The 25,825-nt window shown below is 68.9% G+C and carries 29 protein-coding genes and 1 pseudogene; 16 read left to right on the top strand and 14 right to left on the bottom strand.

The features are described from left to right. The 6 genes and pseudogenes from K2Y56_RS19950 to K2Y56_RS19925 all read right to left on the bottom strand — a co-directional run. Positions 1–372 (bottom strand): annotated as a pseudogene (locus tag K2Y56_RS19950) (two-component sensor histidine kinase); the annotation flags it as partial. A gap of 106 nt (positions 373–478) precedes the next feature. After that, complete coding sequence (locus tag K2Y56_RS19945) at positions 479–685, bottom strand: hypothetical protein (protein ID WP_292511635.1); 207 nt, start codon at positions 683–685, stop codon at positions 479–481. A 142-nt stretch (positions 686–827) separates the two neighbouring features. Beyond that, positions 828–1,625 carry a formylmethanofuran dehydrogenase subunit C gene (locus K2Y56_RS19940; RefSeq protein WP_292511632.1) on the bottom strand — a complete coding sequence of 266 codons (798 nt, stop codon included), beginning with the start codon at positions 1,623–1,625 and terminating at the stop codon, positions 828–830. After that, positions 1,622–2,578, bottom strand: coding sequence for a formylmethanofuran--tetrahydromethanopterin N-formyltransferase (fhcD, locus tag K2Y56_RS19935; RefSeq protein ID WP_292511631.1), 957 nt, complete (start codon positions 2,576–2,578; stop codon positions 1,622–1,624). The genes K2Y56_RS19940 and fhcD overlap by 4 nt, the downstream gene beginning before the upstream one ends. A 52-nt stretch (positions 2,579–2,630) precedes the next feature. After that, positions 2,631–4,271: a formylmethanofuran dehydrogenase subunit A gene (locus K2Y56_RS19930; protein ID WP_292511628.1), complete on the bottom strand. Its 1,641-nt coding sequence runs from the start codon at positions 4,269–4,271 to the stop codon at positions 2,631–2,633. Continuing rightward, on the bottom strand, positions 4,265–5,344 hold the full coding sequence (locus K2Y56_RS19925; RefSeq protein WP_366849178.1) for a formyltransferase: 1,080 nt from the start codon (positions 5,342–5,344) through the stop codon (positions 4,265–4,267). The genes K2Y56_RS19930 and K2Y56_RS19925 overlap by 7 nt, the downstream gene beginning before the upstream one ends. Positions 5,345–5,666: 322 nt before the next feature. Here K2Y56_RS19925 and K2Y56_RS19920 point away from each other — a divergent pair, with 322 nt between their 5' ends. The 7 genes from K2Y56_RS19920 to fae all read left to right on the top strand — a co-directional run bounded on the left by K2Y56_RS19920 (position 5,667) and on the right by fae (position 12,346). Next, positions 5,667–6,626 (top strand): beta-ribofuranosylaminobenzene 5'-phosphate synthase family protein, encoded by a 960-nt coding sequence (locus tag K2Y56_RS19920; protein WP_292511622.1) that lies wholly within the window; start codon positions 5,667–5,669, stop codon positions 6,624–6,626. A gap of 122 nt (positions 6,627–6,748) precedes the next feature. Continuing rightward, the gene (locus K2Y56_RS19915; protein WP_292511619.1) at positions 6,749–7,642 is read left to right on the top strand and encodes an NAD(P)-dependent methylenetetrahydromethanopterin dehydrogenase; all 894 of its coding nucleotides are present in this window, start codon (positions 6,749–6,751) and stop codon (positions 7,640–7,642) included. Continuing rightward, positions 7,639–8,790: an ATP-grasp domain-containing protein gene (locus K2Y56_RS19910; RefSeq protein ID WP_292511641.1), complete on the top strand. Its 1,152-nt coding sequence runs from the start codon at positions 7,639–7,641 to the stop codon at positions 8,788–8,790. The genes K2Y56_RS19915 and K2Y56_RS19910 overlap by 4 nt, the downstream gene beginning before the upstream one ends. Further along, positions 8,787–9,773, top strand: coding sequence for a methenyltetrahydromethanopterin cyclohydrolase (mch, locus tag K2Y56_RS19905; protein WP_292511617.1), 987 nt, complete (start codon positions 8,787–8,789; stop codon positions 9,771–9,773). Before K2Y56_RS19910 ends, mch begins: the two co-directional genes overlap by 4 nt. Before the next feature lie 56 nt (positions 9,774–9,829). Then, complete coding sequence (locus K2Y56_RS19900; protein WP_292511614.1) at positions 9,830–10,738, top strand: RimK family alpha-L-glutamate ligase; 909 nt, start codon at positions 9,830–9,832, stop codon at positions 10,736–10,738. Beyond that, complete coding sequence (locus tag K2Y56_RS19895; RefSeq protein ID WP_292511611.1) at positions 10,735–11,559, top strand: triphosphoribosyl-dephospho-CoA synthase; 825 nt, start codon at positions 10,735–10,737, stop codon at positions 11,557–11,559. The genes K2Y56_RS19900 and K2Y56_RS19895 overlap by 4 nt, the downstream gene beginning before the upstream one ends. A 274-nt stretch (positions 11,560–11,833) precedes the next feature. Then, entirely contained in the window at positions 11,834–12,346 is a 513-nt protein-coding gene (fae, locus tag K2Y56_RS19890) for a formaldehyde-activating enzyme (RefSeq protein ID WP_292511609.1), read from the top strand. 138 nt (positions 12,347–12,484) lie between these two features. Here the strand turns inward: fae and K2Y56_RS19885 are convergent, their stop codons facing one another. Then, positions 12,485–13,168, bottom strand: coding sequence for a HisA/HisF-related TIM barrel protein (locus K2Y56_RS19885; protein ID WP_292511605.1), 684 nt, complete (start codon positions 13,166–13,168; stop codon positions 12,485–12,487). A gap of 26 nt (positions 13,169–13,194) precedes the next feature. On the opposite strand from K2Y56_RS19885, the gene K2Y56_RS19880 reads away from it, so the two are divergent. Both K2Y56_RS19880 and K2Y56_RS19875 read left to right on the top strand, forming a co-directional pair. Continuing rightward, positions 13,195–14,256, top strand: a complete 1,062-nt coding sequence (locus K2Y56_RS19880; protein ID WP_292511602.1) for a hydantoinase/oxoprolinase family protein — start codon at positions 13,195–13,197, stop codon at positions 14,254–14,256. Positions 14,257–14,274: 18 nt separating this feature from the next. Then, positions 14,275–14,475, top strand: coding sequence for a hypothetical protein (locus K2Y56_RS19875; protein WP_292511599.1), 201 nt, complete (start codon positions 14,275–14,277; stop codon positions 14,473–14,475). Positions 14,476–14,484: 9 nt separating this feature from the next. Here the strand turns inward: K2Y56_RS19875 and K2Y56_RS19870 are convergent, their stop codons facing one another. The 7 genes from K2Y56_RS19870 to K2Y56_RS19840 form a co-directional block, all read right to left on the bottom strand. Continuing rightward, complete coding sequence (locus tag K2Y56_RS19870) at positions 14,485–15,435, bottom strand: YncE family protein (RefSeq protein WP_292511595.1); 951 nt, start codon at positions 15,433–15,435, stop codon at positions 14,485–14,487. Then, positions 15,432–15,962, bottom strand: a complete 531-nt coding sequence (locus K2Y56_RS19865; protein WP_292511592.1) for an SRPBCC family protein — start codon at positions 15,960–15,962, stop codon at positions 15,432–15,434. The genes K2Y56_RS19870 and K2Y56_RS19865 overlap by 4 nt, the downstream gene beginning before the upstream one ends. Beyond that, positions 15,959–16,582, bottom strand: a complete 624-nt coding sequence (locus K2Y56_RS19860) for a DUF447 domain-containing protein (protein ID WP_292511589.1) — start codon at positions 16,580–16,582, stop codon at positions 15,959–15,961. Before K2Y56_RS19860 ends, K2Y56_RS19865 begins: the two co-directional genes overlap by 4 nt. Before the next feature lie 4 nt (positions 16,583–16,586). Further along, entirely contained in the window at positions 16,587–18,080 is a 1,494-nt protein-coding gene (locus K2Y56_RS19855) for a DUF6513 domain-containing protein (RefSeq protein ID WP_292511586.1), read from the bottom strand. Continuing rightward, on the bottom strand, positions 18,077–18,643 hold the full coding sequence (locus K2Y56_RS19850; RefSeq protein ID WP_292511583.1) for a uridylate kinase: 567 nt from the start codon (positions 18,641–18,643) through the stop codon (positions 18,077–18,079). The genes K2Y56_RS19855 and K2Y56_RS19850 overlap by 4 nt, the downstream gene beginning before the upstream one ends. Beyond that, complete coding sequence (locus K2Y56_RS19845; protein WP_292511638.1) at positions 18,643–19,356, bottom strand: (5-formylfuran-3-yl)methyl phosphate synthase; 714 nt, start codon at positions 19,354–19,356, stop codon at positions 18,643–18,645. Before K2Y56_RS19845 ends, K2Y56_RS19850 begins: the two co-directional genes overlap by 1 nt. An 85-nt stretch (positions 19,357–19,441) precedes the next feature. Further along, positions 19,442–19,945: a DUF3280 domain-containing protein gene (locus K2Y56_RS19840; protein ID WP_292511580.1), complete on the bottom strand. Its 504-nt coding sequence runs from the start codon at positions 19,943–19,945 to the stop codon at positions 19,442–19,444. A gap of 198 nt (positions 19,946–20,143) precedes the next feature. Between K2Y56_RS19840 and K2Y56_RS19835 the strand changes: the two genes are divergently transcribed. The 7 genes from K2Y56_RS19835 (at position 20,144) to K2Y56_RS19805 (ending at position 25,497) form a co-directional block, all read left to right on the top strand. Further along, positions 20,144–21,370, top strand: coding sequence for an ABC transporter substrate-binding protein (locus K2Y56_RS19835; RefSeq protein WP_292511577.1), 1,227 nt, complete (start codon positions 20,144–20,146; stop codon positions 21,368–21,370). Between the two features lie 133 nt (positions 21,371–21,503). Next, positions 21,504–22,487: a YVTN family beta-propeller repeat protein gene (locus tag K2Y56_RS19830; protein WP_292511573.1), complete on the top strand. Its 984-nt coding sequence runs from the start codon at positions 21,504–21,506 to the stop codon at positions 22,485–22,487. Between the two features lie 62 nt (positions 22,488–22,549). Continuing rightward, a complete protein-coding gene (locus K2Y56_RS19825; RefSeq protein WP_292511570.1) occupies positions 22,550–22,984 on the top strand; it encodes a hypothetical protein in 435 nt (144 codons plus the stop codon). 14 nt (positions 22,985–22,998) lie between these two features. Continuing rightward, the gene (locus K2Y56_RS19820) at positions 22,999–23,244 is read left to right on the top strand and encodes a hypothetical protein (RefSeq protein ID WP_292511567.1); all 246 of its coding nucleotides are present in this window, start codon (positions 22,999–23,001) and stop codon (positions 23,242–23,244) included. Beyond that, on the top strand, positions 23,241–23,984 hold the full coding sequence (locus tag K2Y56_RS19815) for an ABC transporter ATP-binding protein (RefSeq protein WP_292511564.1): 744 nt from the start codon (positions 23,241–23,243) through the stop codon (positions 23,982–23,984). The genes K2Y56_RS19820 and K2Y56_RS19815 overlap by 4 nt, the downstream gene beginning before the upstream one ends. Further along, positions 23,981–24,877 carry an ABC transporter permease gene (locus K2Y56_RS19810; RefSeq protein WP_292511561.1) on the top strand — a complete coding sequence of 299 codons (897 nt, stop codon included), beginning with the start codon at positions 23,981–23,983 and terminating at the stop codon, positions 24,875–24,877. Before K2Y56_RS19815 ends, K2Y56_RS19810 begins: the two co-directional genes overlap by 4 nt. Beyond that, a complete protein-coding gene (locus K2Y56_RS19805) occupies positions 24,874–25,497 on the top strand; it encodes a hypothetical protein (protein ID WP_292511558.1) in 624 nt (207 codons plus the stop codon). Before K2Y56_RS19810 ends, K2Y56_RS19805 begins: the two co-directional genes overlap by 4 nt. The last annotated feature ends 328 nt before the right edge of the window (positions 25,498–25,825 follow it).

Below are 25,825 nucleotides of genomic sequence, written 5' to 3'. Positions count from 1 at the left end.
CGAGCGAAGCTGCGCCATGGGGCGCGTCCGGGCGGCGTAGAGTGTCCTGTCGAGGGGGTCGTCGCTTGCCGCGATAGTCTTGCCCAGGGACTCGTCGACCGCCGTCAGCGCCTTGTCGACATTGGTCCGCGCGAGGGCCAGGCCCTCGGGCTGGGCATCGGGATTGCTGACGGTCTCGAGGGCTGCGAGGCCGTACTGGGTCATCCGTCCGGACAACTCGACGAGGAGTTCGAGACGACCCTGCGCCGCGAGAGTCCGGTCGATGGCCCGTTCCGCGGCGCCGATGGCGGCGAGTACCCCGAGGGCCGCCAGGATCACGAGGAGGGCGGTCGCACCGAGCAGCAGGGCGAACCGGACCTTGAGCGAACGCATGCTGTCACCGACCGTGCCTTAGCAGGACGGGACAGTGTCACCCCGGCGTCATCGCGCCAAGGGGCTTGAAAATCTGGGTGGCTGGGAAAACGAGCGCGATGCCGCTTCAGAGGTCCTTCGGAAGGCTGCCGCGCGCGGCGCAGCGCCAGCGGGCGACGTGCCATTCCGGATGCTCGGCCTGCCATGCCGCGAGAGTGCTCTGGGCGTGACGCAGACAGACGAACGGACTCCTCGCCTCGAACGACATGCTGATCCGGTCTTCGCGGCACTGGTCGGGCTGGGCCACGAGGCAGATGGAAAGGAGCAGGAACATGGTGGCACCTCGCCTAACGGAGGACATCGTCGCCGTCTGGCGATGGCGTCACCGTGCGGCGGGGCCGATGGTCGGCGAACCGCCATGACAAGGCAATATCCGTTGCCGGGAAAAGATCCCGACTGCCCAGCGACGGAAGCGCTCAGCCGGCCGCCACCCAGAGCTCGCCCTTGCTCAACGTCGCGAGGTCGCCCGAATAGCGCTTGAGGGCGCCGGCCGCGAGGTCGGCATGGGCTGGGCTCAAGGCCCGGAGCGAGCGGGCAAGGAGGCGCAGGAAGACGAGGTCGTGCGTCCCTGTCTCCACGAAGGTTGGCGAGAGGGCGCCGGTGGCGCCGGCCAGGATGGTTCCCCGGCGCATGCCGTAGCCGGGATGGTCGCCGACGCGCGTCGCGGCGATGGTGCCGGCGATCATGCGCGCGCCCGCATAGGCGCCGGCCTCCCCGACGAGGAGCATGCCGCGGCGCATGCGGTCACCAAGATGGTCGCCGGCGCGTCCCCGGATCACCAGGGTGGCGCCGTCGAGGCCGGCCTTGGCGGAATAGACCGCGCCGCCGGCATGATCCCCGGCATCGCCCTCGATCGTGATGGTGCCGCCGCTGGCACCGGAACCCGAGTAAGGCCCAGCCGAGCCGGTGACGGTGAGGGTGCCCCCGGCCATGCCGGCGCCGAGCCGCTGGCCGACATCGCCCTCGACGCGGATGGTGCCGCCATCGAGCGATGCGCCGACCCGGTCGAGACGCGAGGAGCCTCCCTCGATCGTCAGGGTATCGGAGCCGTCGAGGCGGATCGTGAAGCAATCGCCCAGCGTCAGGCCGCGCCGGCTGGTGCCGACCGGCAGTTTGGCCGCCTCAGCTTCGGAGAGGCCGCCGAGCGAAAGGGGATTGATGTTGAGGAGGTCGAGCCGCTCGGGCGGCTCCTGGCGAAGGGTGAGGGTGCTCATGCTGCTCCCGCCTCGCTCGCCGGCTCCTTCGAGAGCAGGTCCTTGAGGTGATAATGGTGGCGACCGAGATTGCCGCCGTAATTGCCGGCCGTGACGGCGACGAGCCCGTGCGCGGAGCCGGCTTCCGTCGAAGCGTGAAGCGCCGCCCGCATCGACTCGGCGACCGAGCGCGAGGTCAGGCCGTCGATGACGATCTCCAGCACGACGCCGACTTCGGCGGCGAGCTCCGAACCGGCCCGGCCCTTCAGAGTCGGGCAATAGGCGTCGTTGGTGGAGGCCATCATGCCCTTGGTGCGGGCGCCGACCTTCGACCCCGAGCGGACGATGCCGCCCGGGAAGGGCAGGATCACGTCGGCCACCGAGCGGGCGGCATCGACCGCGATCTCCGCGACCTTCAGCGTCTCGGCATGGTTGCGCCCAAGGAAGAGCAGGTTTCCGCCGCCCACCGCCCCGTCGACGGCGCGGACGTAATCCTCGCACAGGAACTCGCCGTCCATCACGGGGATGCGCCAGTAGCGCCGGCCCTTGCCGGTCGCAGGGTCGGGCAGGCGCTTGGCCACCGCGAAGCCGTCGCCGAAATAGCGGATCGCGCCGCCGAGCTTGATCTTGTGGGGCCCGTCGACGCCGGCATAGCAGGCCGTTCCGGGACAGGTGAGGATACACTGGCCGACGCGCTTGAGAAGTTGGTCCTTCAGTCCGTTCGGCTCGAAACCAAACAGGAGGACACGCACGCCGGGACGACCATCGGGGGTCTCGTCCGGAGACAATTCGCAATCGATCCCGGCCTCGGCGCCGCAGCCGATCACCGAGGTCGCGAACCCCGTCATCGTTACGGCGGCGATCATCGCCCACTTCGCCGTGTCGTTGGTGATGATCAGCGCCGTGCCGGCGACGTCGAACGCCTCGGCGAAGGTGTCGATGACGGTGATGCCATTGAGGGTGAAATCAGTCATCTCGGCCACCGAATCTCACGCCACATCGTCCGCTCGTGCCGGCCAACCCGCTTCATGCCCGGCATGCCACGTCCTCGAATACGTCGTGACCCGCAAAGGCCTCGTCGGGCACCGCGAAGCTGTCGAGACCGGTGCCGAAACGGTCTTCGAGATAGGCGTCGGTGCGCTTCTCCATCGCCTTGTCGGACTCGACGCTCAGTTCGAGGGTGCGGCCGGAGCGCCAGTTCACCACTTCGCCGTCCTCGACGATGGCCTCTCCGTCCTTCAGCACCAGCTTGGCGCGGGCGAACATCGCCGTGCGGTCGCGGTCGTCGCGATAGACCGCCACGTCGGCCCGTGCGCCCTCGCGCAGGTGGCCGCGATCGGTCAGGCCGAGGAGCTTCGCCGGCCCGGACCGGGTGAGCTGCGCGATCTCCGACAAGGTGTATTCGCGCTCGATGGAACCGAGGCCGGAGCGCTCGCCGATCACCTTGTGCAGGCTCGCGATCTCGCGGTCGCGGGCCTCCTTGTCCATCAGCCAGTGGATGATGCGCGGATACTCTGTGAAGGGTCCGCCATTCGGGTGGTCGGTGGTGAGGATGGTGCGCTCCGGATCGTTCGAGAGCAGCATCATCTCGAGGCCGATCGCCCATTGCAGCGAGCTCACGGGGCCGCGCGGCTTGTAGAGGAACGGCACCACGCCGCCGCCCTCGGCATCGCCGGCATTGAGGATCCACTTCTTCGGGTTGGCGCCCTTGCGGCCGCCGAACTGGCGCAGGATGTCCAGAGAGATCGTCACGGTCTGCCCGAAGGCGACCTGGCCGACATCGTAGGTGGCGTTCGGATGCTTCTCCATCGCCTGGGCAATCCGCTCCGCGGCGGAGCGGAAGCCGCCCGCCGGGTTGCCCGGCTCGGAGAGGCCGTAGGCGTAGAACTGGGCGTGGGCGAAGTGGATGCGGCGCCCTTCCGCCGCTTCGAGCGTTGCGACGAACGAATCGTCGGCGCCGGGAATGCCGAGATTGTTGCAATGGACGTGCAGCGGGTGCGGCACGCCGATCTCCTCGACGGCGTCGAGGAGCGCGCCCATGATCTTCCGGGTCGAGAGGCCGTAGACCGGGATTTCGTCGTCGAGGCTGAGCTTGAGCGCGCCATCCTTGAATGCAGAGGCGCCGCCCGCATTGATGCACTTGACGCCGAGGCCCCGCGAGGTCGCGACGGTGAGCGCCACGAGGTCGCGGACGGCATTGGCGCCCTCGCGCTGGCGCAGCAATTCAAGAAGCTGGTCGTCGTTGCCCATCACGGCGAGGGCTCCCCTGTCGAGGAGCGGGATGTCGGCGAGCTCGAGCTGGGTCGCCAGCGCGTTCGAGGGCGGCATCGCCGGCTCGACGGCGGTGGTGTAGCCCATCCGTGCGTAGTTGGCGCCGATCCAGGCCGCCGAGCCGCCAGCATGGGCGAAAGGGTGACCTTCGGGCGCCGACTCGCTGGCATAGAGGTCGGGCAGAAGCAGGCGAGACAGCACGACGTTGCCGCCGGCGATATGCGAGTGGACCTCGACGCCTCCGGCCATCACGACGCAGCCGGCCGCATCGATGGTGTTGTCGGGCGTGCGATCGGAGGGCGCCACAACGCGTCCATCCTCGATCCAGACGTCGCCGACCGCATCGCGGCTGGCAGTGGGGTCGATGACCCGCCCACCCTTGATGAGCGTCAGCATGCGGCGCTGTCCTTCGCGGTGATGCGCGCGCGGATCGCGTCGAGGACGGCACCGGCCGTCAACGCGGCGGGCTGACCCGCGGCGGAGCTGTGGGTGAGGGTGCCCCGGCGCTCGTTCCAGAGGGTGCCGCCGGTACTCTCGCCGGGGACGCCGACGGCGATCACGATTTCGGCCGTGTCGCCGGTGGCATTCGCGCTACCCTCGCCGACGATCGCGACCGAGGGGAGGGAGGCGAGCCAGTCCGGCCGAGGGGAGGGGAGGGAGGAGAGCCAGAGCGCGGCGTCGGCCTCGCCCTCGCGAACCTGCCGGGCGCCGTCGAAGCGCCACGGATCGTGCTCGGGCACATGACGGCCGAATCCCGTGCTCGGCGCCTGCCCGGTCGTCCAGGCCGCGACCTGGATCAGGGCCCGCCCCTGAAACGGGTCGGCCAACGGCAGGGCGAAGAAGCGGGTGACGTCGTTGAGGTCCTTGACGAGGCCCTGGAGCATCTCGACGCCGAGCTCCCCGACCTCTCCAGGCTCATAGACGACGACACCGTAATGAGCGGCGACCAGCCGGCGAGCGAGGTCGGCATAGGCGGTCTCGCCGGCGAGATGGCCTTTGGCAAAGGCGCGTAGCTGGGCGATGGACACCGCGAGCCCGCCGGGTTCGACCGGATAGGCGACGTGACGGATCTGGCCGTTGCTCGGCCCTCCGAGCGAGAGGATCGTGCGTTCGGAGCCAGCGGCCCGCCCTCGCCGCGGCTTGGCGGCGGCGATGTCCTGCAGGAAGGGGCGATCCCATGGGGCATTGCCGACGACGACGACGAGGTCGGCCCGGCCGACGGCTTCCGCTGGGGTCGTCCCCATCGCGCCGGTCCGGCTCAGCACGCCGAGTTCCGCATAGAGGGAAGGGGCTGCCACCGGATCGAGAGACGCGCCGATGACGCCGGCCAGCCCGTAGGCTGCGCGCAGGGCGCCGACGTCGGCGCAGAGCCCCGTCACCACCGGCACCTTCGCGGAGGCGAAGAGATGGGCCGCCGCCTCAATCGCCGCGTCGGCGTCGGTCGCGCCACCCTTCACCCAGGCTGCCATCATCCTCACCTATTCGGAAACGGACGCTACTCGGCGCCGCCGGCTGTTCTCGTCGGCGCGCCGCAGAGCCGTCCCAGCAGGTCGGGCCCGATCGCAGCATACCGGCATCGCCGGTCTGCCTTTGCGGCGACGTTTGCATTCGCGCAACGCCGCAAGCAAGTCCAGACCTGCAATTTCGGCCCAGGGGATCGGCGGCCCATCGACCGGATCGTTCCGAACCGTCAGTTCGACACGAGCCCGCTTGCGAGCCCGCGCCGCTCCGTGGGAGAAGCCCGCTCGGCGCGGGGTCGGCGCCGGGGATCGGTTTTAGGGGATCGTCGGAATGGAGGTCCCGGAGTTTTTGCCCAGCCGCGTTCGGGTCAAGGCTCCGGCCCGCCTGCATTTCGGTTTCCTCGACCTGCATGGAGGGCTGGGGCGGCGTTTCGGGAGCATCGGCGTTGCCGTCGACACGCCGGCCGTGGGATTGGTCGCCGAACGTGCGGGCGCCCTCGCCGTCGAGGGGCAGGAGGCGGAACGCGTGCGCGGCTACGTCCACGCCGCCGCGGGACATCTCGGCCTGTCTTCCGACCTCGCGATCCGGATCGAGGAGGCAATCCCGCCCCATGCGGGTTTCGGATCCGGGACGCAGCTCGCGCTGAGCGTCGCGGCGGCTCTGGCCGCCCTCCACGGACGGCCCTTCGCACCCGCGGACTTCGCCGATGCTCTCGATCGCGGCAACCGCTCCGGAGTCGGCCTCGCCGCCTTCACCCAGGGCGGCGTCATCGTGGATGGCGGGCGCGATGCCGGAGGCGCGCCGCCGCCCGTGGTGGCGCGGCTGCCCTACCCTGAGGCTTGGCGCATCATCCTCATCCTCGACGAGGGCATGACCGGGGTGCATGGCAGCCGCGAGGTCGAGGCGTTCCGCGACCTGCCGCGCTTTCCCGAAGACCAGGCCGCCGAGATCTGCCGCATCGTGCTGATGCAGGTCCTGCCAGCACTGGCGACCGCCGAGCTCGAAGGCTTCGGCAGCGGCATCAGCAGGATCCAGCGACTCATCGGCGATCATTTCGCTCCGCATCAGGGCGGGCGTTACGCGAGCCCACGGGTTGCAGAGGCTCTTTACGCCATCGCCGCGAAGGGGATCGCCGGCTACGGGCAGAGCTCCTGGGGACCCACGGGCTTCGCCCTGGTGGCGTCGGAGGCGCAGGCGCAGGCCCTCGTCGCCGAACTCGGGCCGCGAGGCCCGTTGCGCTTCGTCGTCGCCCGCGGGCGAAACAGCGGCGCGACGGTCACCTCGCTTTAAGCATCCGCGTTGCAAGGTTGCGTTCCCGGCCGCGCTTGACCGCGCAAGCCCGACGATTTTGAATCGCCCGCAGCCGCCTGACCGGCGACGCAGCGAAGCCGCGACTCTCAAGGATGACCACGATGGCCCGCTCGATTCTCCACATGCTGACGCCGCTCAAGCACATGAGCCCGTTCGATGTGAACATGGCCGTGGATGCCGGCTTCGAGACGGTCGCCACCTACGAGAACGTCACGCTGCCCGACGTGACCTCGCTGGTGCAGGATTCGATCTTCTCGCGCGCCCCGCAGGACGGCGTGCGCACGGGCATCTTCATCGGCGGAAAGAACGCCGAGGACGCCCTCGACATGATGGATCGCGCCAAGAAGGCGCTGGTGCCGCCCTTCGCCAACCACATCATCGCCGACCCGGCCGGCTCCTTCACCACCGGCGCCGCGATGGTCGCCGAGGTGACCCGCGCCCTGAAGGCGAAGTTCGGCACCGACCTTGCCGGCAAGCGCATCGTGATCTTCGGCGGGGCAGGCGTCGTCGCCTATGTGGCGGCGGTGATCGGCGCGCTCAACGGCGCCAAGACCGTTCTCGTCGGTCATGACGGCGAGGAGCGGGTGTCGAAGATCGCCTTCACCATGAAGTGGCGCTTCGGGATCGAGGTCGGCGCGGTGGACGGCTCGACTCCCGAGGCCCGGCGCGAGGCGATCCGCGACGCCGACGTGATCCTCTCGGCCGGCCCCGCGGGCATTCCGATCCTCTCGGCCGAGGATCTCGAATCGGCGCCCAAGCTCCTCGTCGCCTCCGACGTCAACGCGGTGCCGCCGGCGGGAATCGCCGGCATCGACGTCAACGCCGTCGACGTTCCGCTCCCCACGGGCAAGGGCATCGGCATCGGCGCGCTCGCGGTCGGCAACGTCAAGTACCAGACGCAGAGCCGCTTGTTCCGGCGGATGCTGGCGAGCGACGAGGCGCTCATCCTCGATTTCCGCGACGCCTATACCCTCGCGGTCGAGGTCGCCGGCTGAGCGACGATCACGGCGCCGTCCTCATCGCGGCGCAATCGGGCCGCGCCCTGGCGCAGGCGGCCAGGCGCGCCGGGCTCGTTCCCCTCGTCCTCGACCTGTTCGGCGATGCCGACACCCTCGCGCTCGCATCCCAGCACCGATCGGCGAAGGGGCGGTTCGGCGCCGGGCGGCTCGGCGGCGAGCAATGCCTCGATGAGATCGAGGCGCTGGCGAAACTGAGCGATCGGCCGATCCTCGGGATCGTGCTCGGAAGCGGCTTCGAGGACGCCCCTGACCTGATCGCCGCCATCGCCACACGCCATCGGATCCTCGGGGCACCGGCGGAAGCGGTGGCGGCCCTCAAGAACCCGATGAGGTTCGCGGCTCTCTGCGGACGCCTCCGCATTCCCCATCCTGCCGTCACGCGCGATCCCGTGAGAGACCGCCGAGGCTGGCTGCTCAAGCGAGACGGCGGCTCGGGCGGCAGCCATGTCAGGGCTGCGACGGCGGGGAAAGCTCCACCGGGCGCATATTTCCAGCAGCGGGTGGCCGGCAGCGCCCATGCCCTCTCCTTCCTCGCCGATGGCCGTAACCTGTCCGTGGTCGGGATCACCGCGCAATGGAGCGATCCGTCGCCGATCCGGCCTTACCGCTACGGCGGCGCCGTCGAGGAGGCGCGGGATGCGCCACCGCTGCTTGCCACGAGCGTCGTGGAGGCGATGACGCGGGCGGCGAGAGCCATCGTCGCAGAGACCGGCCTGCGCGGCCTCGCCAGCGCCGACATCCTGGTCGAGGGCGAGTCCTGGTGGCTGACGGAGATCAATCCCCGCCCAGGCGCCACCCTCGACGTCCTCGACCGCCGCGCTCGACCCCTGCTGTCGGCGCATATCGCGGCGAGCCTCGGCACCCTCGTGACGCTGGACCCGCCGCCGATGGATGCGGCGGCCGCGCAGATCTGTTACGCGACCACCAACTACGCCCCGGTGCCCTCCCTCTGCTGGCCCGAACACGTGCGTGACCGCCCCCGCGCCGGCTCCTCCGTCGCGCGGGGAGCGCCGCTCTGCACGATCGTCGCCACGGGGAGGGATGCCGACGCGGCGAGAACGACCTTGCGGGAGAGGGCCGAACGGCTCCGCGCCCGCCTCGACATTGAGGGAACCCAGCGATGACCACGACCCATACCGGCCCGCTCCGCACCAGTCCGAGCCTCAACGCACTCACCGCGCCGCTCGTCGAGCGCCTGGTGGCCGATGCCGAGGCTCTACGCCTGGCCGTCACGACAGAGCATGGTGCCCGCATGATCGATGCGGGGGCGAAGGTTCGGGGCTCGATCGAGGCCGGACGCCGCATCGCCGAGATCTGCCTCGGGGGACTCGGCACCGTCACCATCGCGCCGACCGGGCCGATCTCCGCCTGGCCCTATTCGGTGATCGTCCACTCCGCAGATCCCGTCCTCGCCTGCCTCGGCAGCCAGTATGCCGGCTGGAGCCTCGCCGACGAGGACGGCGGCTCCGACTTCTTCGCCCTCGGCTCCGGACCCGGCCGTGCGGTCGCCGTGGTCGAGGATCTCTACAAGGAGCTCGGTTACCGCGACAGCGCCTCGGCCATCGCCCTCGTCCTCGAGGGCGCCAGCGCGCCGCCGGCATCCGTGGTCGCCAAGGTCGCCGAGGCGGCGGGCCTCACGGCAAGCGGCGTCACCTTCATCTACGCGCCGACTCAGAGCATGGCCGGCTCGACACAGGTCGTCGCCCGCGTCCTGGAAGTTGCCCTGCACAAGGCCCACACCGTTGGCTTCGACCTCCACAAGATCGTCGATGGGATCGGCTCGGCGCCGCTCTCGCCGCCGCACCCGGACTTCATCAAGGCGATGGGCCGCACCAACGACGCCATCATCTATGGCGGACGCGTGCAGCTCTATGTCGAGGCCGATGCGGCCGATGCGCGCCAGCTCGCCGAGCAGATTCCCTCCACGACCTCGGCCGATCACGGCGCGCCATTCGCCGACATCTTCTCCCGCGTGAACGGCGACTTCTACAAGATCGACGGCGCCCTCTTCAGCCCGGCCGAGGTCATCGTCACCTCCGTGACCACCGGCGAGAGCTTCCGCGGCGGCAAGCTGATGCCGGAGCTGGTCGAGGCGTCGTTTCGCTGAACGCGCCGTCATGGACCCTCCCCGCAGAGGGGAGGGAGACGTCAGAGTACACATCCATGCGCATCGGGCTCGCGGCCGATAACGGAAATTGGCACAAGGCGCGCCTGCTGGCGGCCCTGCGTTCGCTCGGAGCGGAGCCGGTGCTGTTCTCCCTCGCCGACGTCGCCATCGGGACGGGCGAGGCGGAGCCGCTGCGCGTCCCGGGCTTCCCCGACGGCCTTCCCGACGGAGTCCTGCTGCGCACCATCGCCGGCGGCACCTTCGAGGCGACCACGATGCGGCTCGGGGTGCTGCACGCCCTCGTCGCCTCCGGCACGACCGTGTGGAACCCTCCGGTGGCGATCGAGCGGACGGTCGACAAGGCGATGACGAGCCTGTTGATGGCCCGAGCCCGCCTGCCGACGCCGGATACCTTCGTCGTCTCGAAGCGTGAGGCTGCGGCCGAGATCGTCGCCCGCGAGGCGGCCCCAGGCCGTCCGCTCGTGCTGAAGCCGCTATTCGGCTCGCAAGGAGAGGGGCTGCAGCTCGTCGAGCGCCCCGAGGATTTGCCGGACGAGGCCGCCGTATCGCGGGTCTACTATCTCCAACGCTACATTCCGCGCAGCGACGGGCTATGGCGTGATTTCCGCGTGTTCGTCTGCGAGGGGCGGGCCATCGCCGGGATGATCCGCGAGGGCGACGGCTGGATCACCAACGTCCATCGCGGCGGCCGGCCGCTGCCCTGGGCGATGCCGGCCAGGGCGGTCGAACTCGCCGAGCGTACCGCCGCAGCGATCGGCGTCGACTACACCGGCATCGACCTCGTCGAGGACGGGGAGGGCGGCTATCTCGTGCTCGAAGCCAACTCGATGCCGGCCTGGTCCGGCCTTCAGAAGGTGACGGATGTCGATATCGCACTCAGCGTGGCACGCGGCTTCCTCAACGCCGTGAGAGCGGCCCGGCCGCCGCGGCTGGTGGTGGCGTGAATCTCGGCCTCCCGCCTACTACGATCGCGGCGGCTTACGAGGCGAGCTGCCTCGCCGAGCTCGACGCGCTCAAACCCGGCAACGTCCACGCCTTTGCCGCCGGCCACCGCATGGCGGTCACGGATTTCGTGACAAGCGCCGCGGTCTCGGCCCCGCATCTCGCTCGAGCCGGAGCAGGCGTCGGTGCCAGGGTGCTCGGTGGCGTCGAGGCGACGATGCGGGCAGTCGGCCAGAACACCAATCTCGGCATCTTGCTGCTCTGCGCGCCCCTGGCCCTCGCCGCCGAGCGTGGCGTCGTGGTTCAGGACATCCTCAATGGGCTCGATGCGCAGGATGCGGCCGACGTCTTCGCCGCGATCCGCGCGGCAAATCCCGGCGGCCTCGGTCGGGCGGCTCAGCACGACGTGAACGACCCGGCGCCGCCTTCCCTGATGGTGGCGATGAAGGAAGCCGCCCCGCGCGACCGCATCGCCAGGGCCTACGTCTCCGGTTTCGAGGACGTGGTGAGGGTCGGATTGCCGGCGCTGGCTGCGGCGCGGGCCGGGGGCCTCGCTCCGCCATGGACCACCACAGCGGTCTTCCTCGCCTATCTCGCCGCCTTCCCCGATAGCCACGTGGCCAGGAAGCATGGACCGGAGCGGGCCGAACTCGTTCGTACCGAGGCGCGAGCACTCCTGTCCGTCGACCTCGCCATGGATCCGGTCGCCGAACTTCTCGCCCACGATTCGGCACTCAAGGCAGCGGCGATCAATCCGGGCACCAGCGCCGATTTCACCGTCGCAACCCTGTTCCTCGACATCGTGACCAGGCCGGTCAGGTGATTCGGCACCGATTTCCCGTCTTCGCGCAGGCAATTGGGCGCGTTTCCAACAAAACGGGTAACCCAGCCCCGCGTCAGGGTCCGACTGCCCGATAATTCGGCGCAATCTCGGCCGCACTCGGGTTGTTCCGCGCGAGTCGCCAGAGTAGGGTCCGCGCCGCGATCCGGGCTAACCGGTCCGGCCTCAAGGGCTGGACGCCGTGAACAAGGATGGCTTCCGGCCGCGCCTGCCCTTAGGGCGGTCACCTTTTCAAGACTCCTGGGAGAAACCCCACATGGCAAAGATCACCAAGCTGCAGGTCGGCGAGGCTCTCGTCGGCGACGGCAACGAGGTCGCCCACATCGATCTGATCATCGGACCGCGCGGTTCGCCGGCTGAGACCGCCTTCGCCAACGGCCTCGTGAACAACAAGCATGGCTTCACCAGCCTGCTCGCGGTCATCGCGCCGAACCTGCCGTGCAAGCCCAACACCCTGATGTTCAACAAGGTCACCATCAACGACGCCCGTCAGGCCGTCCAGATGTTCGGCCCCGCCCAGCACGGCGTCGCCAAGGCCGTTCAGGACGCGGTTGCCGAAGGCACCATCCCGGCCGACGAAGCCGACGACCTGTTCATCCTGGTCGGCGTGTTCATCCACTGGGAAGCGGCCGACGACGCCAAGATCCAGAAGTACAACTACGAGGCCACCAAGCTCTCGATCGAGCGCGCCGTGAAGGGCGAGCCCAACGCTCGCACCGTCACCGAGCAGCGCAACTCGGCCTCGCACCCCTTCGCCGCGAACGCTTAGATCGGGGACAGTCCTGGGCAGAGCGAGCCTCCGCCCGTACCGCGGGGCCTGCTCCAGCGACTGGCTTCCATCTTCCTCGGACGATGAACCTTTAAAATGGGGCGGCTTCGGCCGCCCCATTCTTTTTGGGTCTCTGCCTCAGCGCGCGAGAGTTCCATCATGGATCGCCGATGCGACGAGGGCTCCTGCGGCACCGATCCTCTTCAAGGCTTCGATATCGCCTTGCCCCCGCACGCCTCCGGCCGCGTAGAAGCGTCGATGAGGATGCATCGCCACGAGGAATTCCAGCCGCGCGAGGTCCGGCCCTGTGCCGGCGCCAACGCGGCCAAGCGTCATGACGATGACGTCGCCAGGCCACTTGCTCGGATCAGCATGGAGCGCGGACGGCCCGAGCACCTCGTCGCCCCGCGTGTCGAGGGAGAAGACGGCCCTGTCGCCGAGCGCCGCGACGAGCGTCGCGTCCTCCTGACTTTCGCTGCCGATCACTGGCCGGCCGAGACCTTCGTCGAGGAAGCTCGCCACGCCCTCCATCCTTGAAAAGCCGGCATCGACCCAGAGCGTCACGCCGGGGCAGGACGCCGCGATCCGCCGCAAGCTCGCGAGATCGGGCGCGGTGCCGTCGATGATCGCGTCGAGGTCGGCGACGTAGAGAATCGTCGCACCGGTTGCCGCGATCAGCGCGCAGGCGACGTCTGGGGGCTCCGATCCCTTTGCCAACGGCGTCACGATCGGGGCATAGCTGGGGCGGTCCCCGGCCCGCGCCCGCACGACGACGCCGTGGCGCAGGTCGATCACCGGGATCACCTCGAATCCTTGCTTCATCCGCCCTCGTCCCCAGAGTTCGATCCGTGCCAGAGCCGTCAGCAGCCACGACAACGCCGGTGATCGGCTGGGATCTCGGCGGGGTCCATGTCAAGGCGGCCGTCATCCGGGATGGCCAAGTCGGGCGAGTGGTCCAGGTGCCATGCCGGATGTGGGAGGGCGTGAGTGCCCTCGAGGCGACCTACCGCGGACTGCCGGAGGTATTTCGTTCGCCGGCAAGGCACGTCGTCACCATGACGGGCGAATTGACCGATTGCTTCGCCGACAGGACCGACGGGGTCGCGCAGATCTCGGCCTGGGCGGCAGCTTCCCTGCGGGGATCGGTCTCGATCTATGGCGGGCGCGCCGGGTTTCTGCCGCCGGGCGGCGCAGCCACGGCCGCCCCGGACATCGCCTCGGCGAACTGGCATGCCACCGCGGCGCTCGTCGGCCTTCACCGCCAGGCGGCCCTCCTCGTCGATATCGGTTCGACGACGGCCGACCTCATCCCGGTCGTCGGCGGCCGCCCCGCCGCGTCCGGCTACAGCGATGCCGAGCGCCTCGAGACGGGTGAGCTCGTCTATACCGGCGTCGTGCGCACGCCGCTCCTGGCGCTGACGGGATACGCCCCGTTCCGCGGCCGGCGCGCGGCTCTGATGGCCGAGATCTTCGCCACCACAGCCGACATCTACCGCCTCACCGGCGACCTACCCGAGCAGGCCGACCAGCAGGACAGCGCCGACCTCAAGGGCAAGTCCCTCCCAGAGAGCGAGACCCGTCTTGCCCGGATGATCGGCCGCGACCACGGCGAGGCGGGATCGGCCGAATGGAAGGCGCTCGCCGAGCATTTCGTCGAAACGCAACTCCGCCTGCTCCACGATGCGGCGGCCCTGCTTCTGTCGCGCCCCGACATGCCCGGCGACGCGCCCCTCGTCGTCTGCGGCGCCGGAGGCTTCCTCTCGGAGCGCCTCGGCCGGCGCCTCGGCCGCGACAGCGTGGCGCTGACCGACCTTATCGCGCCGCATCTGGTTGACGGGGGGAGCGCCGAGTGGGCCTCGACCTGCGGCCCGGCCGTGGCAGTCGGCTTGCTCGCCCGCACCTCGCCTTGATCCGTCCCGGAGATTCGCATGAGCCAGACCCAGAAACTCGCCCGCATCCTCGCCTCGCGCTCCGGCGGGCATATCGAACTGGCCCTCGCCACCGAAGGCGGCCAGACCCTGAAGGTGCTGGCGACGCAGGACCAGATCGACATGCTGGTGGACGAATTGGAGGACATCCTGAACTCGCCGGCGGAAGAGGGACCGAGCGGGCCGCCCGAAGCGGCGTGAGGGCGAGAGCTAGCGCAGGAAATCGCCGAAGGCCCGCGGGCCGTCACCGACCGCGATGTCCTTGATCACCGCGAGCGTCGCGGCATCGATCACGCTCAGGGTGTTCGATCCCCAATTGGCCACGTAGAGCCGCTTCCCGTCTGACGAGGCCGCGATCCCCTCGGGATGGTCGCCGACATCGATCGTCGCGACCGGGGCCAGCGTCGCGAGGTCGAACACGGTGACTGTGTTGCCGTACTGATCGGTGACGAAGCCGCGCCCGCCGGCGAGCGCGACGACGTAGGGGCGGTCCCCGGTCTTGACCCGTCCGATCTCGCGCCGCGCCGCGACGTCGATCACCGAGACGTCGTTGCCGGTGACGTTGGCGGTGTAGGCCCGCGAGCCGGTCGCATCGAGGGTGATGCCGAAGGGATGATGGCCGACCTTGAGGCGGGCGCTCTCCCGCCGGGTCTTCGCATCGACGACGGAGACCGAATCGTCCTCCCGGTTCGCCACCAGCATCGTGGCGCCATCGGGCGTCACGGCGATGCCGGAGGGCGAGGCGCCGGTGGCGATCTCGCCGTCGAGGGTGAGTGCACCGTCCTTGGTCACGAGAACGAAGACGCGGGCGGCGTACCAATCGGCGGCGTAGACTGCCCCCGAGACCGGGTTCACGGCGATACCGAGCGGGCCGCCGGGGAGAGGCACGAGGCCGGTGACCCGCCTCGCGGCGAGGTCGATCACCGCGAGACCCGGCCCGTCCGGCCTCGTCACGTAGGCGGTCGCCCGGTCGGGTGAGAGAGCGACCCCGGCCGGCGATCCCGGTACCGGGATCGTGGCGACGACGCGGGACGCGTCGAGGTCCACCACCTCGACGGCGTTGGACCCCTGGACGGTGACGATGGCCTCCGCCGCCAGGGCGGCGGGGGCAAGGGCGATCAATGCGGCGAAGGCAGCAAGGGCCGGCCGCGGTAGGCTCACGAGCCCTTCTCGACCTTGGCCTTGAGGTTCTCGAGGCTGGCCTTGTAGAGGCCGAGGACCGCCTTCTTCGAGGCCTCGTCGTTGAGGTCGGCCGGCGGATCGTTGTTCATGTAGCCGCGGTAGAACGCGCCGCGCCACGTCACCTTGGTCTTGGCGCCGTCGCCCGCAACCTCGATCGTCGAGGAATAATCGTTCACCGGCAGGGTCTTAATATCGACCTTGGTGATCCGGTACATGAGGCTCTTCTTCTCGGCATCGTACTTGCCGAGCTCTTCCTCGACCGTGGCGCCGCCCTTGAGCGTCAGCACGCGGGTGGCCTTGGCCTCGTTGCCGCCCTTGCCCTCGGTCTTCTCGACGACGGGAATCCAGCTCGCGTCCTGGAAGTTGCCGACGGCGGCCCAGACCTTGTCGGCGGGCGCGTTGATCTCGATCGTCTCCGAGACCTTCTGGCGGGTCGGACCGTGGGCCTGGGCGGTGAAGGACACCGCGGCGAGCGCCGCCACGGCGGCCAGCGTCATGACTTTCATGGGTTTCTCCTCAGGGCCGCGTCTCGGGCTGCGGCGTCGGGGTTTGCAAGGACACGGTCGGTCCGCCCCAGGGCGGCGGCGACCTTGTCCTCGATCCAGTCCCAGGCCTCGCGCTCGGCAGGCCCGGCTGTCTTGGATATCGCGATGGCGTGGTAGCGCATCTCGGTCAGAATCTTGTCCGAGTCCAGCATGTGCAGGCGCGTCGACAGGATCGCCGCCTCCAGAACCGCTGCCTGCGCCCGGTTGTAGCCGATGAACGGCGTGTGGCTGGCCGTGTGGACCATCCGGCCGCGATAGCGCGGACGGGTCTCGTCCTCCTCTACGGCGATCACCTCGAACTCGGCATGGCCGAAGCTCTCGGCGAGCCTGACGCCCGGAATGACGTCGCAGGGGACGGTGCGCCAGTCGCGCCGGCCGGTGACCGCGCCGGCGATGACCCTTACGTCGCGCGGGCTCGATGCGGCAAAGACCGGCGAGGCGTCGAGATTCAGGATCGTCGGCGAGGGCCGGAACGGCGCCAGCACCCACTCCGCCCCGTCCTGGATCAGACCGAACGGCACGAGGTGGACGCTGCCGTCGGGCGAGCGCGTCGTCACCACGGTCTCGAGGATCAGCGGCACCGGCTCAGCTCTCCCCCGCCGGCACGAGCTTACCGCAGACGATCCGCCCGCCCTCGGGCGCCCGCTCGCCTGAGACCTGCTCGGTCGCGGCGGGGGAGAGTGCGTCCGGTCCCGAATGCTTCGTGTGGCCCGCTTTCTTGAAGGCCGTGGTGTCCTCGATCTCCGCATCGGCGGCGGCACCCCAGCGCAGGGGCTCGTCCTGCACGTAGCGCTTGCCGAGCCGCCAGGCGGTCTCGGCCTTGGTGAGCTCGCCGCCGAGATAGAAGGCGTGGGCGCCGTCGCTGGCCACGTCGAGATGAGGGAAGAACGCCATCGCGTCGGTGCCGACCTCGTGAACCGCGCGGTTGTAGACGTGGACGCCGTCCTCGGTCACCGCGATGCGGTAGTTCGGGTCGCGCACCTCGGCCGCCTGCGCCGCGATCTCGTCGGGGGTCTGCACGAAGGGGCGCTTGTCGTGAAGTGCCAGAAGCTCCCGGCCGTAGCCTTTTGGGAGGGCCGCGTCGCCCTTGGCGGCGAACATCACGCGCCGCGCCGCGTCGTGCTCCTCCACCGTGCGCCTCGTATGGTTCGAGACCTGGACGATGAGCACGTTGCGGATGGCGAGTTCCGAGCACATGCCGACGAGGAGCGCCGTGACGCCGAGGCTGTCGGCCTCGGTGAGTTCGGTGAGGTTGCCCGTGCCCATCATCATCTCGATGCCGGGCCAACGCCGCCGGATCTCGTGATAGCGGGTGATCGATTCGACGAAGCCGAAATGGATCGGCTCGAGGATCGGATCGGCCATGTAGGGGCGCCCGGCCTTCTCCATCCGCTCGATGGCGCGGTCGAGGGAGGGCAGGTCGTCGGGCCGCATCGGCACCAGCACCGGCACGGCATCGGTCTCGAAGGCGAGGTCGAGGGTCTCCTCGTTCAGGCTGAGCAGGAAATCCGCCCCGGCCCTGGCCCCGCGGGTCAGTTCCTCGAGAGAGAAGGAATCGACGCTGACCTTGAGCCCGGCGCCCTTGAGCAGGCGCACGCAATCTTCGAGGTGCGGAAAATCGGTGTCGGGCAGGCCGCCGAGATCGATCACGTCGGCCCCGCGCCGGGCAAGATCGAGGCCCTTGGCCAGGATCTGGTCGGGCGTCATCTTCGAGGCATCGACGATCTCGGAGAAGATGCGCAGATCGTGCCGCGACAGATCGATCTTGCGGCCGGCCAGGCCGAGATGGGCCGGCAGGTCGACGACCTCGTCGGGGCCGCGCTCGACCGGAATTCCGAAATGCGCCGCCAGCGCCTCCGGGTTGGCGCGGCAGCGGCCCGGCAGGATGATGCGGGTGGCGCCTTCGGGCATGGTGACGCGTCTCCGGATGATTTCCTCTGTCATCAGGGCCGCGACTTTCACTCCCGCATCGGCGATGCTCCAGGCGAAGCGATCAGGCGGCAGGGTAGCGGCGACCTTCTCCAGGCGCGCCTTCGCCATCTTGCCGGTGATGAAGACGAGGTGCTCGGTCGCGCTCACGCGGCGGCCCTTTTGTCGGCGAAGGACGGCCCTCGGATGATGATCGTACCGGGATAGGCGTCGGCGAACCCGGGGAAGGCGGCATCGACGAGGCCGAGGCGCGCGAGGTCGGCATTGCTGGCGCCCGCCGGCCGATCGATCGACTTCTCCAGGATGCAGCGATCGGCCAGCAGGGTCGTGGCAAGCCACAGGGAGAGGCTGTCCGAGGTCACGGCCCAGGTCTCGGCGATGTCGGGATGACCGATTCTGAGCGCGACCGGATCCCAGATGGCGCCCGCGCCACAGGCTTCCACGGTCCTGGCGATGGAAAGGCGCGGCTCGATGGCGGCGAAGACCTCTGCCATGCGGCCCATGGCGTCGAGAGCAAGGCGATGGGCGAGGGCATCGTCGAACCCCGCCGCCGCCTGCGAGACCCGCACCGCCTCGGCGAAGGGCCCGCCTCCCGGCACGATCACGCAGCGGCCCTCTTTTCCCTCGGCGAGAGCCGTGAGAAGGGCACGGAGACGCAGGCGATCCGTCAGCAGGCTGCCGCCGATCTTCACGACGGTGAGCGGCGCGGCCATCAGGCGGCGTCCCGCCGGCCATGGGCGCGCAGGGCGCCGAGGGTCGCGGCGACGCGGTCGGGATCGAGTCCGGCCCTGCGGTCCTGCCCGACGCAGAGACCGCCCCGGAAGCCGAGATAGTGCGCGCCGGTGCCGGCGAGCACCGAGACGTCACAGAGCGCGAGCGATCCGGCTAGGCCGGAGAGCAGCCCATGCACGCGGCAGGCGGCCGCGAAGGCGGACAAGGCGGGAAGGGGGAGATGGTCGGTCAGGCGCCGGCCACCCTTGGCCCCCGTGTCGATCATCGCCCCGACGAAGCCGGTGCGCGCGAGGCGCATCACGGCATCGGGAGCGATCGGACGCTCAGCGAAGAACACTGCGATCACGCGGCCGGGCGCCATAGCCGCAACTTCGTAGAGGGTAGCGTCGTCTAATCCAGGGGGAAGTGCGACCTTGACGTAATCGACCCCCGTGTCGGCGATGGCCGCGACGCTCGCGAGCAATGTCTCGGCATCCGCAGGCTCACCGGCGACCGCGCTGGTGAGGGCGCGCCCCCCGACCCGCGTGACAATCGCGCCAACGAGGTCCGGCGAAAGGGCGCCAAGGGCACCCCGATCCGGATCCTTGGCATCGACGAGGTCGGCGCCCGCCAGGGCCGCAAGCTCGGCCTCGTCGGCATCGCGGACGCTGACGAGGAGTGCAGGGCCGGTACGGGTTGGATCGAAGGAGGTCAGCACTGTTTTTGAATCTTACGATGTTTCGGTGTGGCGCCTCTCCTCGCTCTTGCGGGGAGGAACGATGGCGGCTCGATTGCCGTCTCTACGACCTGTTCGGCAACGGCTCGGCGAGGAGCCGGTTCTTCACCACCCAGCGCATGGCGTGAGCCCAGGTGTCGTCGGTGTCGGCGCGGATCACCACCTGTCCCGCGCGCAGGACTTTGCCGGTGGCGGCATCGGCGATCGCGACGTTGAGGTTGAAGATCTGGTTCGAGCCCTTGTCGACGAAGCCCGTCACGGCCAGATCGGCGCCGAGCGACTTGGCGATCGTGGCCGCGCAGCCGTCGCACTTGAAGAGCGGCGCCTGCTTGGCGATCTCGGCCGCCTGCGGCGCCGTCTCCACGGGCTCGACGGTACCGGAAAGGGTCTTGCGCAATTCATCGGTGACGAGGCCGAGGCGACGAACCTCGTCGGGCCTCGCCTTCCGGCCGCCGACGACGTTGGGGTCGTTGAGCTCGATCCCGAAGATAGCGGCCTTCTCGGGGGCCGCATGGGCGGCTCCTGGAAGGACGAGGGCAAGGGCGAGGACCGTGATGCGCGGGTTCATGGCGTCTCCTGCCTATCATCGCGGCTGGGCTTAAGACAGATAGATCCGCCGCGTCCCTTGGCAACGCAGATCCTCCGGCGGCGGCCGGTGTGGCAGCCAGGGCCGGACGCTGCAAACCGGGAGGGCGCGGTTCCTTAGGCTTCGCTCATACTTCCGACGTTGAGCGGAGATGCGCAATGTTGTTAGCGTGCCGGCCGCATGCTGACCTCCTCCCGACCTCTCCTCGCCGCCTCTCTGGGGCTTTTCCTGGCCGGCCTGGCGCCGGGGCTCACCGCGGCTCAGGAACCCTCCGCAGCCCCTCCCGCCGGGGTCGAGACCCATATCGGGTTGATCTATCGCACGCAGCCTGCCCCCGCCTCCTACGACGCCGAAGCGGTGCCCGAGGACGAGGGCGTCGCCGGCGGCCGCATGGCGGTGCGCGACAACAACACGACTGGCCGCTTCACCAAGCAGACCTACGCCCTCGACGAGGTCGCGCTGACCTCCGAGCAGGGCACGGAGGCCGCGGTCACGGCGGCGCGGAACCTTGCGGCCAAGGGCATCCGCTACCTCGTCCTCGCCCTGCCGGCGGCGGAGGTCCTGGCGGTGTCGGACGCGGTGAAGGCTGAGGGCGTGACCGTGTTCAACACCGCAGCCCCCGACGATGTGCTCCGAGCCGCAGAGTGCCGGGCCAACGTCTTCCACGTGATCCCGAGCCGGGCGATGCAGACCGACGCCCTGGCGCAGTTCTTCCGCCTGATGCGCTGGACCAAGATGTTCCTCATCGTCGGGCCGAACGAGCCCGACCGGCTCTATGCCGAGGCGTTCAAGAACTCGGCGAAGAAGTTCTCGCTCAAGATCTCGGCGGAGAAGCCCTGGACCTTCGGCCCGCTGGCGCGGGCGCGCGGCGACACGCCGACCCGCGCCGAGGCGATGGTGTTCACACGGGGCCTCGACTACGAGCTCGCCATCGTCGCCGACGAGGCCAACGACTGGGGCGACTACGTCCCGTTCCGGACCGTCGACCCGCGGCCTGTCGCCGGCACGCAGGGGCTCATCGCCACCACCTGGCACCCGACCCTGGAGACCTGGGGCGCCGCCCAGGCGCAGAACCGGTTCCGGCGCCTGGCCGGGCGGCTGATGCGGCCCCTCGACTACCAGGTCTGGGCCGCGATCCGCACGGTGGGCGAGGCCGCGACGCAGAAGAAGACCGCCGATCCGGCGGTGCTGGTGCCGTATTTCAAGGATCCCGCTTTCGGCCTGCCGGCCTACAAGGGCGTGTCCCTGAGCTATCGGCCCTGGGACCAGCAGCTGCGCCAGCCCATCGTGGTCGCCCAGGCCAAGGCGATGGTCTCGGTGGCGCCCGAGCAGGGCTTCATCCACCAGCGCACACCCCTCGACACGCTCGGCGTCGATCAACCGGAGACGGCCTGCAAGCTGCGCTGAGAAGAAGCACCTGCGGCGATGCGCTTGTATTGCCTCGGCGATTGAGCCCTGTCGCCGATCCGGAACTGCCCTACAACGGGCGAAGAGACAGAATGCGCGCGATCAAAGCGTGCCGTCGCCAAGGGAGAGACAGATGAGCCGCAAGATTGCCGGCATCGGGTTCGCAGCCCTCGCCGGGCTGGCCCTGGATGCGTCGGGCCCGGCTGAGGCCTACATGGTCTACGTCACCAACGAGAAGGGCAACTCCGTCAGCGTCATCGACTCGGCGACGCTCGCGGTGACCGGCACCTGGAAAACGGGGCGGCGCCCGCGGGGCGTCACCACAAGCAAGGACGGCAAGGAACTGTTCGTCTGCGCATCCGACGACGACCGCATCGACGTCCTCGACACCGCGACCGGCAAAATCCTGCGGTCGCTCCGCTCGGGGCCGGACCCGGAGCAGTTCATCCTCGGTCCCGATGGCAACCCGCTCTACGTCGCCAACGAGGACGACAGCCAGGTCACGGTCATCGACATCGAGAAGAACAAGGTGCTGGCCGAGATCCCGGTCGGAGTCGAGCCGGAGGGCATGGGCTTGTCACCGGACGGCAAGATCCTGGTGAACACCTCTGAGACCACCAACATGGCCCACTTCATCGACACGGCGACGCACCAGATCATCGACAATGTTCTTGTGGATGCGCGGCCGCGCTTCGCCGAGTTCACCACCGACGGCAAGCTCCTCTGGGTCTCGGCCGAGGTCGGCGGAACCATCAGCGTCATCGATGTCGCGAGCCGGAAGGTGATCAAGAAGATCACCTTCAAGATCCCGGCGGTGACCGACGAGGCGATCCAGCCGGTCGGAGTGCGCATCACCAAGGACGGGTCGAAGGCCTTCGTCGCGCTCGGGCCGGCCAACCGCGTCGCCGTCGTGAATGCCAAGACCTACGAGGTCGAGAAGTACCTGCCCGTCGGCCAGCGGGTCTGGCAACTCGCCTTCACGCCCGACCAGAAGCTCCTGTTCTCGACCAACGGCACGTCGAACGACGTCTCGGTGATCGACGTCGAGGCCGGCAAGGTGGTGAAAAGCATCCCGGTCGGATTGCTGCCTTGGGGTGTGGCGGTCTCGCCGAACTGAACAAGACGCGCACTGCGTCAGCCGCGACCGCCACAAGGCGGCGCACGAAGAGGAAACGACGGATGACATCGATGTTTCGGCTCGCCGGCCTGTGCCTGGCGGCCCTGCTGGCCGCCGGAACGGCGACCGCCCTCGACCTCACGAAGAAGCGCCAGAACCTGCCGGACCTCGTCTTCGGCAATGAGGAGGGGAACGATTACGTCGTCGAGAACAAGGAGATCGAGCTCGAATCCGGAAAGGCCTACCGCCTGCGCATCGTCGCCAAGGGCCGGCAGGAATACAAATTCTACGCGAGCGAGTTCTTTCGCTACATCTGGCTCAACCAGATCGTGATCCAGCACCTCGAGATCCATGGTGGCGGCCCGCCCGACCATTTCGAGTTCGACGAGCCCGGCGAGATCGCCATCGAGTTCGTGGCGATCAAGCCCGGCGAATATCCCTGGTCCGTGCGCGGGCTGGAGGCCAAGGGCATGACCGGCAAGTTCATCGTCAAGTAGACCGGAGCCTGACCATGCGTTTTATTCCCCTCGCTCTCGTTCTCGCCGTCCTCTCGGCCGCGCCGGTCCTGGCCGACGACAAGGCCGCCTGCGACGAGGGCATCACGATGATCGAGGCGTCGCTCGCCGCCAATGCGGCCGAGGCGGTCCAGGCCAAGCTCAAGAAGGCTCTTCGGGTCGCCAAGCGCGAGCAGGGCGAAGGCGAGTTCGACGAATGCCTCGATGCGGTCGGCGACGCCAAGCGGGCGCTGGGCAAATGAGCGAGGCGCCCGCCCTCGAGGTCTCGCAGGTCAGTCACCGCTTCGGCAGCCGGGCGGCCCTGTCCGACGTCTCGCTGAGCGTCGGGCGCGGCCGCTTCGTGGCGCTGCTCGGCCCGAACGGCGCCGGCAAGACCACCTTGTTTTCGGTCATCACGCGGCTCTACGCCAACCAGGACGGGCGAGTCGCGATCTTCGGGCACGGGCTCGACCGCGAGCCCTCCCGGGCGCTGGCCCGGATGGGCGTCGTGTTCCAGGCACGCACCCTCGACACGGACCTGACCGTCGAGCAGAACCTCCTCTACCACGCGAGCCTGCACGGCATTGCGAGGCGGATCGCCAAGGCCCGGATCGCGACGCTGCTCGACCGGGTCGGCCTCGCCGACCGGCGCGGCGATAAGATCCGCACCCTGTCGGGCGGCCAGTCGCGCCGTATCGAGATCGCCCGGTCCCTGATCCACGAGCCCAGTCTCCTCCTCCTCGACGAGCCCACCGTCGGCCTCGACCTCGAATCCCGCGCCGACATCGTCGCCATCGTCCGCGCCCTGGTGCGGGAGGAGGGGCTTTCGGTCCTGTGGGCGACGCATATCTTCGAGGAGATCGAGGCCGGGGACGATGCCGTCGTGCTGCACCGGGGCCGTATCATCGCCCGCGGCACGGCCGGCGGCATCGCACAGGACGGCGAGACCCTGGAGGCCGCCTTCCGGCGCCTCGTGGCAGACCCGGTGAAGCAGGCCGCATGACCACACCGACCCTGGCGCCAGCCGCTCCCCCCGCCGTGCAGGACAAGGCCGCGCCGGTTCCCCATCTCGGTCGCCTCGACGCGGTCGGCTACCTGATCTGCCTGTCGGGCATCGTGCGCCGGGAGTTGCTGCGCTTCTTCAACCAGAAGGAACGATTCTTCTCGGCGCTGGTGCGGCCGCTGGTGTGGCTGTTCATCTTCGCGGCCGGGTTTCGCAACACCCTCGGCGTCTCGATCGAGCCGCCCTACCAGACCTACGTGCTCTACGAGGTCTACGTGGTGCCGGGCCTCGCGGTCATGATCCAGCTCTTCAACGGCATGCAGAGCTCGCTCTCGATGGTCTACGACCGCGAGGTCGGCTCGATGAAGGTGCTGCTGACGAGCCCCTATCCCCGCTGGACCCTGCTGCTGGCCAAGCTCATCGCGGGCGTCACGGTCTCGGTGGTCCAGGCCTACGCCTTCCTCGCCATCGCCTGGTACTGGGAGCTCGACATCCCGCCGATCGGCTACCTGGCGGCACTTCCGGCCTTCATCGCGGCGGGGTTCATGCTCGGCTCGATCGGGCTCCTCTTGTCCTCCATGGTCAAGCAGCTCGAGAACTTCGCCAGCGTGATGAACTTCGTGATCTTCCCGATGTTCTTCGCGTCGTCGGCGCTCTACCCGCTCTGGCGCATCCGAGAATCCTCCGAGACCCTCTACGCCATTTGCATGGCCAACCCTTTCACCCACGCCGTCCAGCTCGTGCGCTTCGCCCTCTACGGCCAGTTCGAGCCGGTAGCCTGCGCCGTCGTGGTCGGCACCACCATCGTCGTCTTCATCCTCGCCATCATCGCCTACGATCCCGGCCGCGGCATCATGGCCCGGCGCGGGGGTCCTGCCGGAGAAGCCTCATGAGCCGTCGTCACCTCGTCCTCCTCGCCGCCGCATTCCTCGCTGGGAGCGCACCCGCCATCGCGCAGCCCAAGGCCGATCCCGACTGGCCCTGCGTCCAGCGCAAGGTTCCGACCCTGAGCCCGGGCTCGGTCTGGAACGGTCCCGACCTCGCAGAGGCCGGCTCCTGGGGCGACGATTTCGAGGCTGCCTCCCTCGCGCAGAAGATCGCCTCCCGCCGCACCGAGCTGAAGGAGGTCGACCCTCTCCTCGACGACTTCGCGTCCAAAGCCGGCCCCGAGAAGGCCAAACGCCTGACTCGTGTCTTCGCCGGCGTCTTCGAGGTCATCAACGGCGAGCGCGCCCGGGTGATGAGCGGAATCACGCGCTATGCGCAGGGGCAGCGTCGCATGGCCGAGCGCATCCGCGAGGAGGCCGAGAAGATCAGCGCCACGAAGGACGGTCCCAGCGCGGCCGATGCCCGCGAAGTCGCCAAGGAGAATTCGGACCTCGAAACCCAGTTCAACTGGGACCGGCGCATCTTCTCCGAACGCAGCCAGTCGCTGACCTATGTCTGTGAGGTCCCGACCTTGCTCGAACAGCGGCTCGGCGACCTTGCGCGCAAGATCCAGGCACGGCTGTAAGACACTGTCCGAAAAGCGGATCCCGGGAGATAGTTCAGGCCAAGACGCCGCATTGCCGAATCCTCCCGAAGACCTTGCCTGTTTGTCCCTAAGTTATTGAAATCATGAGAAAAGGTGTTGCAACGGCGTAACGCACGGAAAAGAACCGGAGCGGTTGCGTCCCGGTTCACGGATTCCGTCTCGTACGAGGCCGCCCCGATCTTGCGGGCAGGCACATGTCCGATCACAGAGGAACCAGAAGCCGCAAAAGAGGGTTATCCGGATTATCGCGTGGAGTCGGCGAAGCCATCAAGCCAGCCCTTGGTGTGGAATGTGTTGCACCGATTGC

The sequence above is a fragment of the Methylobacterium sp. genome (genome assembly GCF_019745455.1).
Taxonomy (GTDB): Bacteria; Pseudomonadota; Alphaproteobacteria; order Rhizobiales; family Beijerinckiaceae; genus Methylobacterium.
This window is presented reverse-complemented; position numbering and strand designations above follow the sequence as displayed.

What these genes read in the sequence shown, in the direction of transcription:
- K2Y56_RS19885 (WP_292511605.1), bottom strand. Translation starts at nt 13,168, where the DNA reads ATGAAGCAAGGATTCGAGGTGATCCCGGTGATCGACCTGCGCCACGGC.
- K2Y56_RS19945 (WP_292511635.1), bottom strand. Translation starts at nt 685, where the DNA reads ATGTTCCTGCTCCTTTCCATCTGCCTCGTGGCCCAGCCCGACCAGTGC.
- K2Y56_RS19825 (WP_292511570.1), top strand. Translation starts at nt 22,550, where the DNA reads ATGACATCGATGTTTCGGCTCGCCGGCCTGTGCCTGGCGGCCCTGCTG.
- K2Y56_RS19820 (WP_292511567.1), top strand. Translation starts at nt 22,999, where the DNA reads ATGCGTTTTATTCCCCTCGCTCTCGTTCTCGCCGTCCTCTCGGCCGCG.
- K2Y56_RS19830 (WP_292511573.1), top strand. Translation starts at nt 21,504, where the DNA reads ATGAGCCGCAAGATTGCCGGCATCGGGTTCGCAGCCCTCGCCGGGCTG.
- fhcD (WP_292511631.1), bottom strand. Translation starts at nt 2,578, where the DNA reads ATGACTGATTTCACCCTCAATGGCATCACCGTCATCGACACCTTCGCC.
- K2Y56_RS19925 (WP_366849178.1), bottom strand. Translation starts at nt 5,344, where the DNA reads ATGGCAGCCTGGGTGAAGGGTGGCGCGACCGACGCCGACGCGGCGATT.
- mch (WP_292511617.1), top strand. Translation starts at nt 8,787, where the DNA reads ATGACCACGACCCATACCGGCCCGCTCCGCACCAGTCCGAGCCTCAAC.
- K2Y56_RS19920 (WP_292511622.1), top strand. Translation starts at nt 5,667, where the DNA reads ATGGAGGTCCCGGAGTTTTTGCCCAGCCGCGTTCGGGTCAAGGCTCCG.
- K2Y56_RS19900 (WP_292511614.1), top strand. Translation starts at nt 9,830, where the DNA reads ATGCGCATCGGGCTCGCGGCCGATAACGGAAATTGGCACAAGGCGCGC.
- K2Y56_RS19875 (WP_292511599.1), top strand. Translation starts at nt 14,275, where the DNA reads ATGAGCCAGACCCAGAAACTCGCCCGCATCCTCGCCTCGCGCTCCGGC.
- K2Y56_RS19835 (WP_292511577.1), top strand. Translation starts at nt 20,144, where the DNA reads ATGCTGACCTCCTCCCGACCTCTCCTCGCCGCCTCTCTGGGGCTTTTC.
- K2Y56_RS19940 (WP_292511632.1), bottom strand. Translation starts at nt 1,625, where the DNA reads ATGAGCACCCTCACCCTTCGCCAGGAGCCGCCCGAGCGGCTCGACCTC.
- K2Y56_RS19810 (WP_292511561.1), top strand. Translation starts at nt 23,981, where the DNA reads ATGACCACACCGACCCTGGCGCCAGCCGCTCCCCCCGCCGTGCAGGAC.
- K2Y56_RS19865 (WP_292511592.1), bottom strand. Translation starts at nt 15,962, where the DNA reads ATGAAAGTCATGACGCTGGCCGCCGTGGCGGCGCTCGCCGCGGTGTCC.
- K2Y56_RS19915 (WP_292511619.1), top strand. Translation starts at nt 6,749, where the DNA reads ATGGCCCGCTCGATTCTCCACATGCTGACGCCGCTCAAGCACATGAGC.
- fae (WP_292511609.1), top strand. Translation starts at nt 11,834, where the DNA reads ATGGCAAAGATCACCAAGCTGCAGGTCGGCGAGGCTCTCGTCGGCGAC.
- K2Y56_RS19815 (WP_292511564.1), top strand. Translation starts at nt 23,241, where the DNA reads ATGAGCGAGGCGCCCGCCCTCGAGGTCTCGCAGGTCAGTCACCGCTTC.
- K2Y56_RS19850 (WP_292511583.1), bottom strand. Translation starts at nt 18,643, where the DNA reads ATGGCCGCGCCGCTCACCGTCGTGAAGATCGGCGGCAGCCTGCTGACG.
- K2Y56_RS19805 (WP_292511558.1), top strand. Translation starts at nt 24,874, where the DNA reads ATGAGCCGTCGTCACCTCGTCCTCCTCGCCGCCGCATTCCTCGCTGGG.
- K2Y56_RS19840 (WP_292511580.1), bottom strand. Translation starts at nt 19,945, where the DNA reads ATGAACCCGCGCATCACGGTCCTCGCCCTTGCCCTCGTCCTTCCAGGA.
- K2Y56_RS19930 (WP_292511628.1), bottom strand. Translation starts at nt 4,271, where the DNA reads ATGCTGACGCTCATCAAGGGTGGGCGGGTCATCGACCCCACTGCCAGC.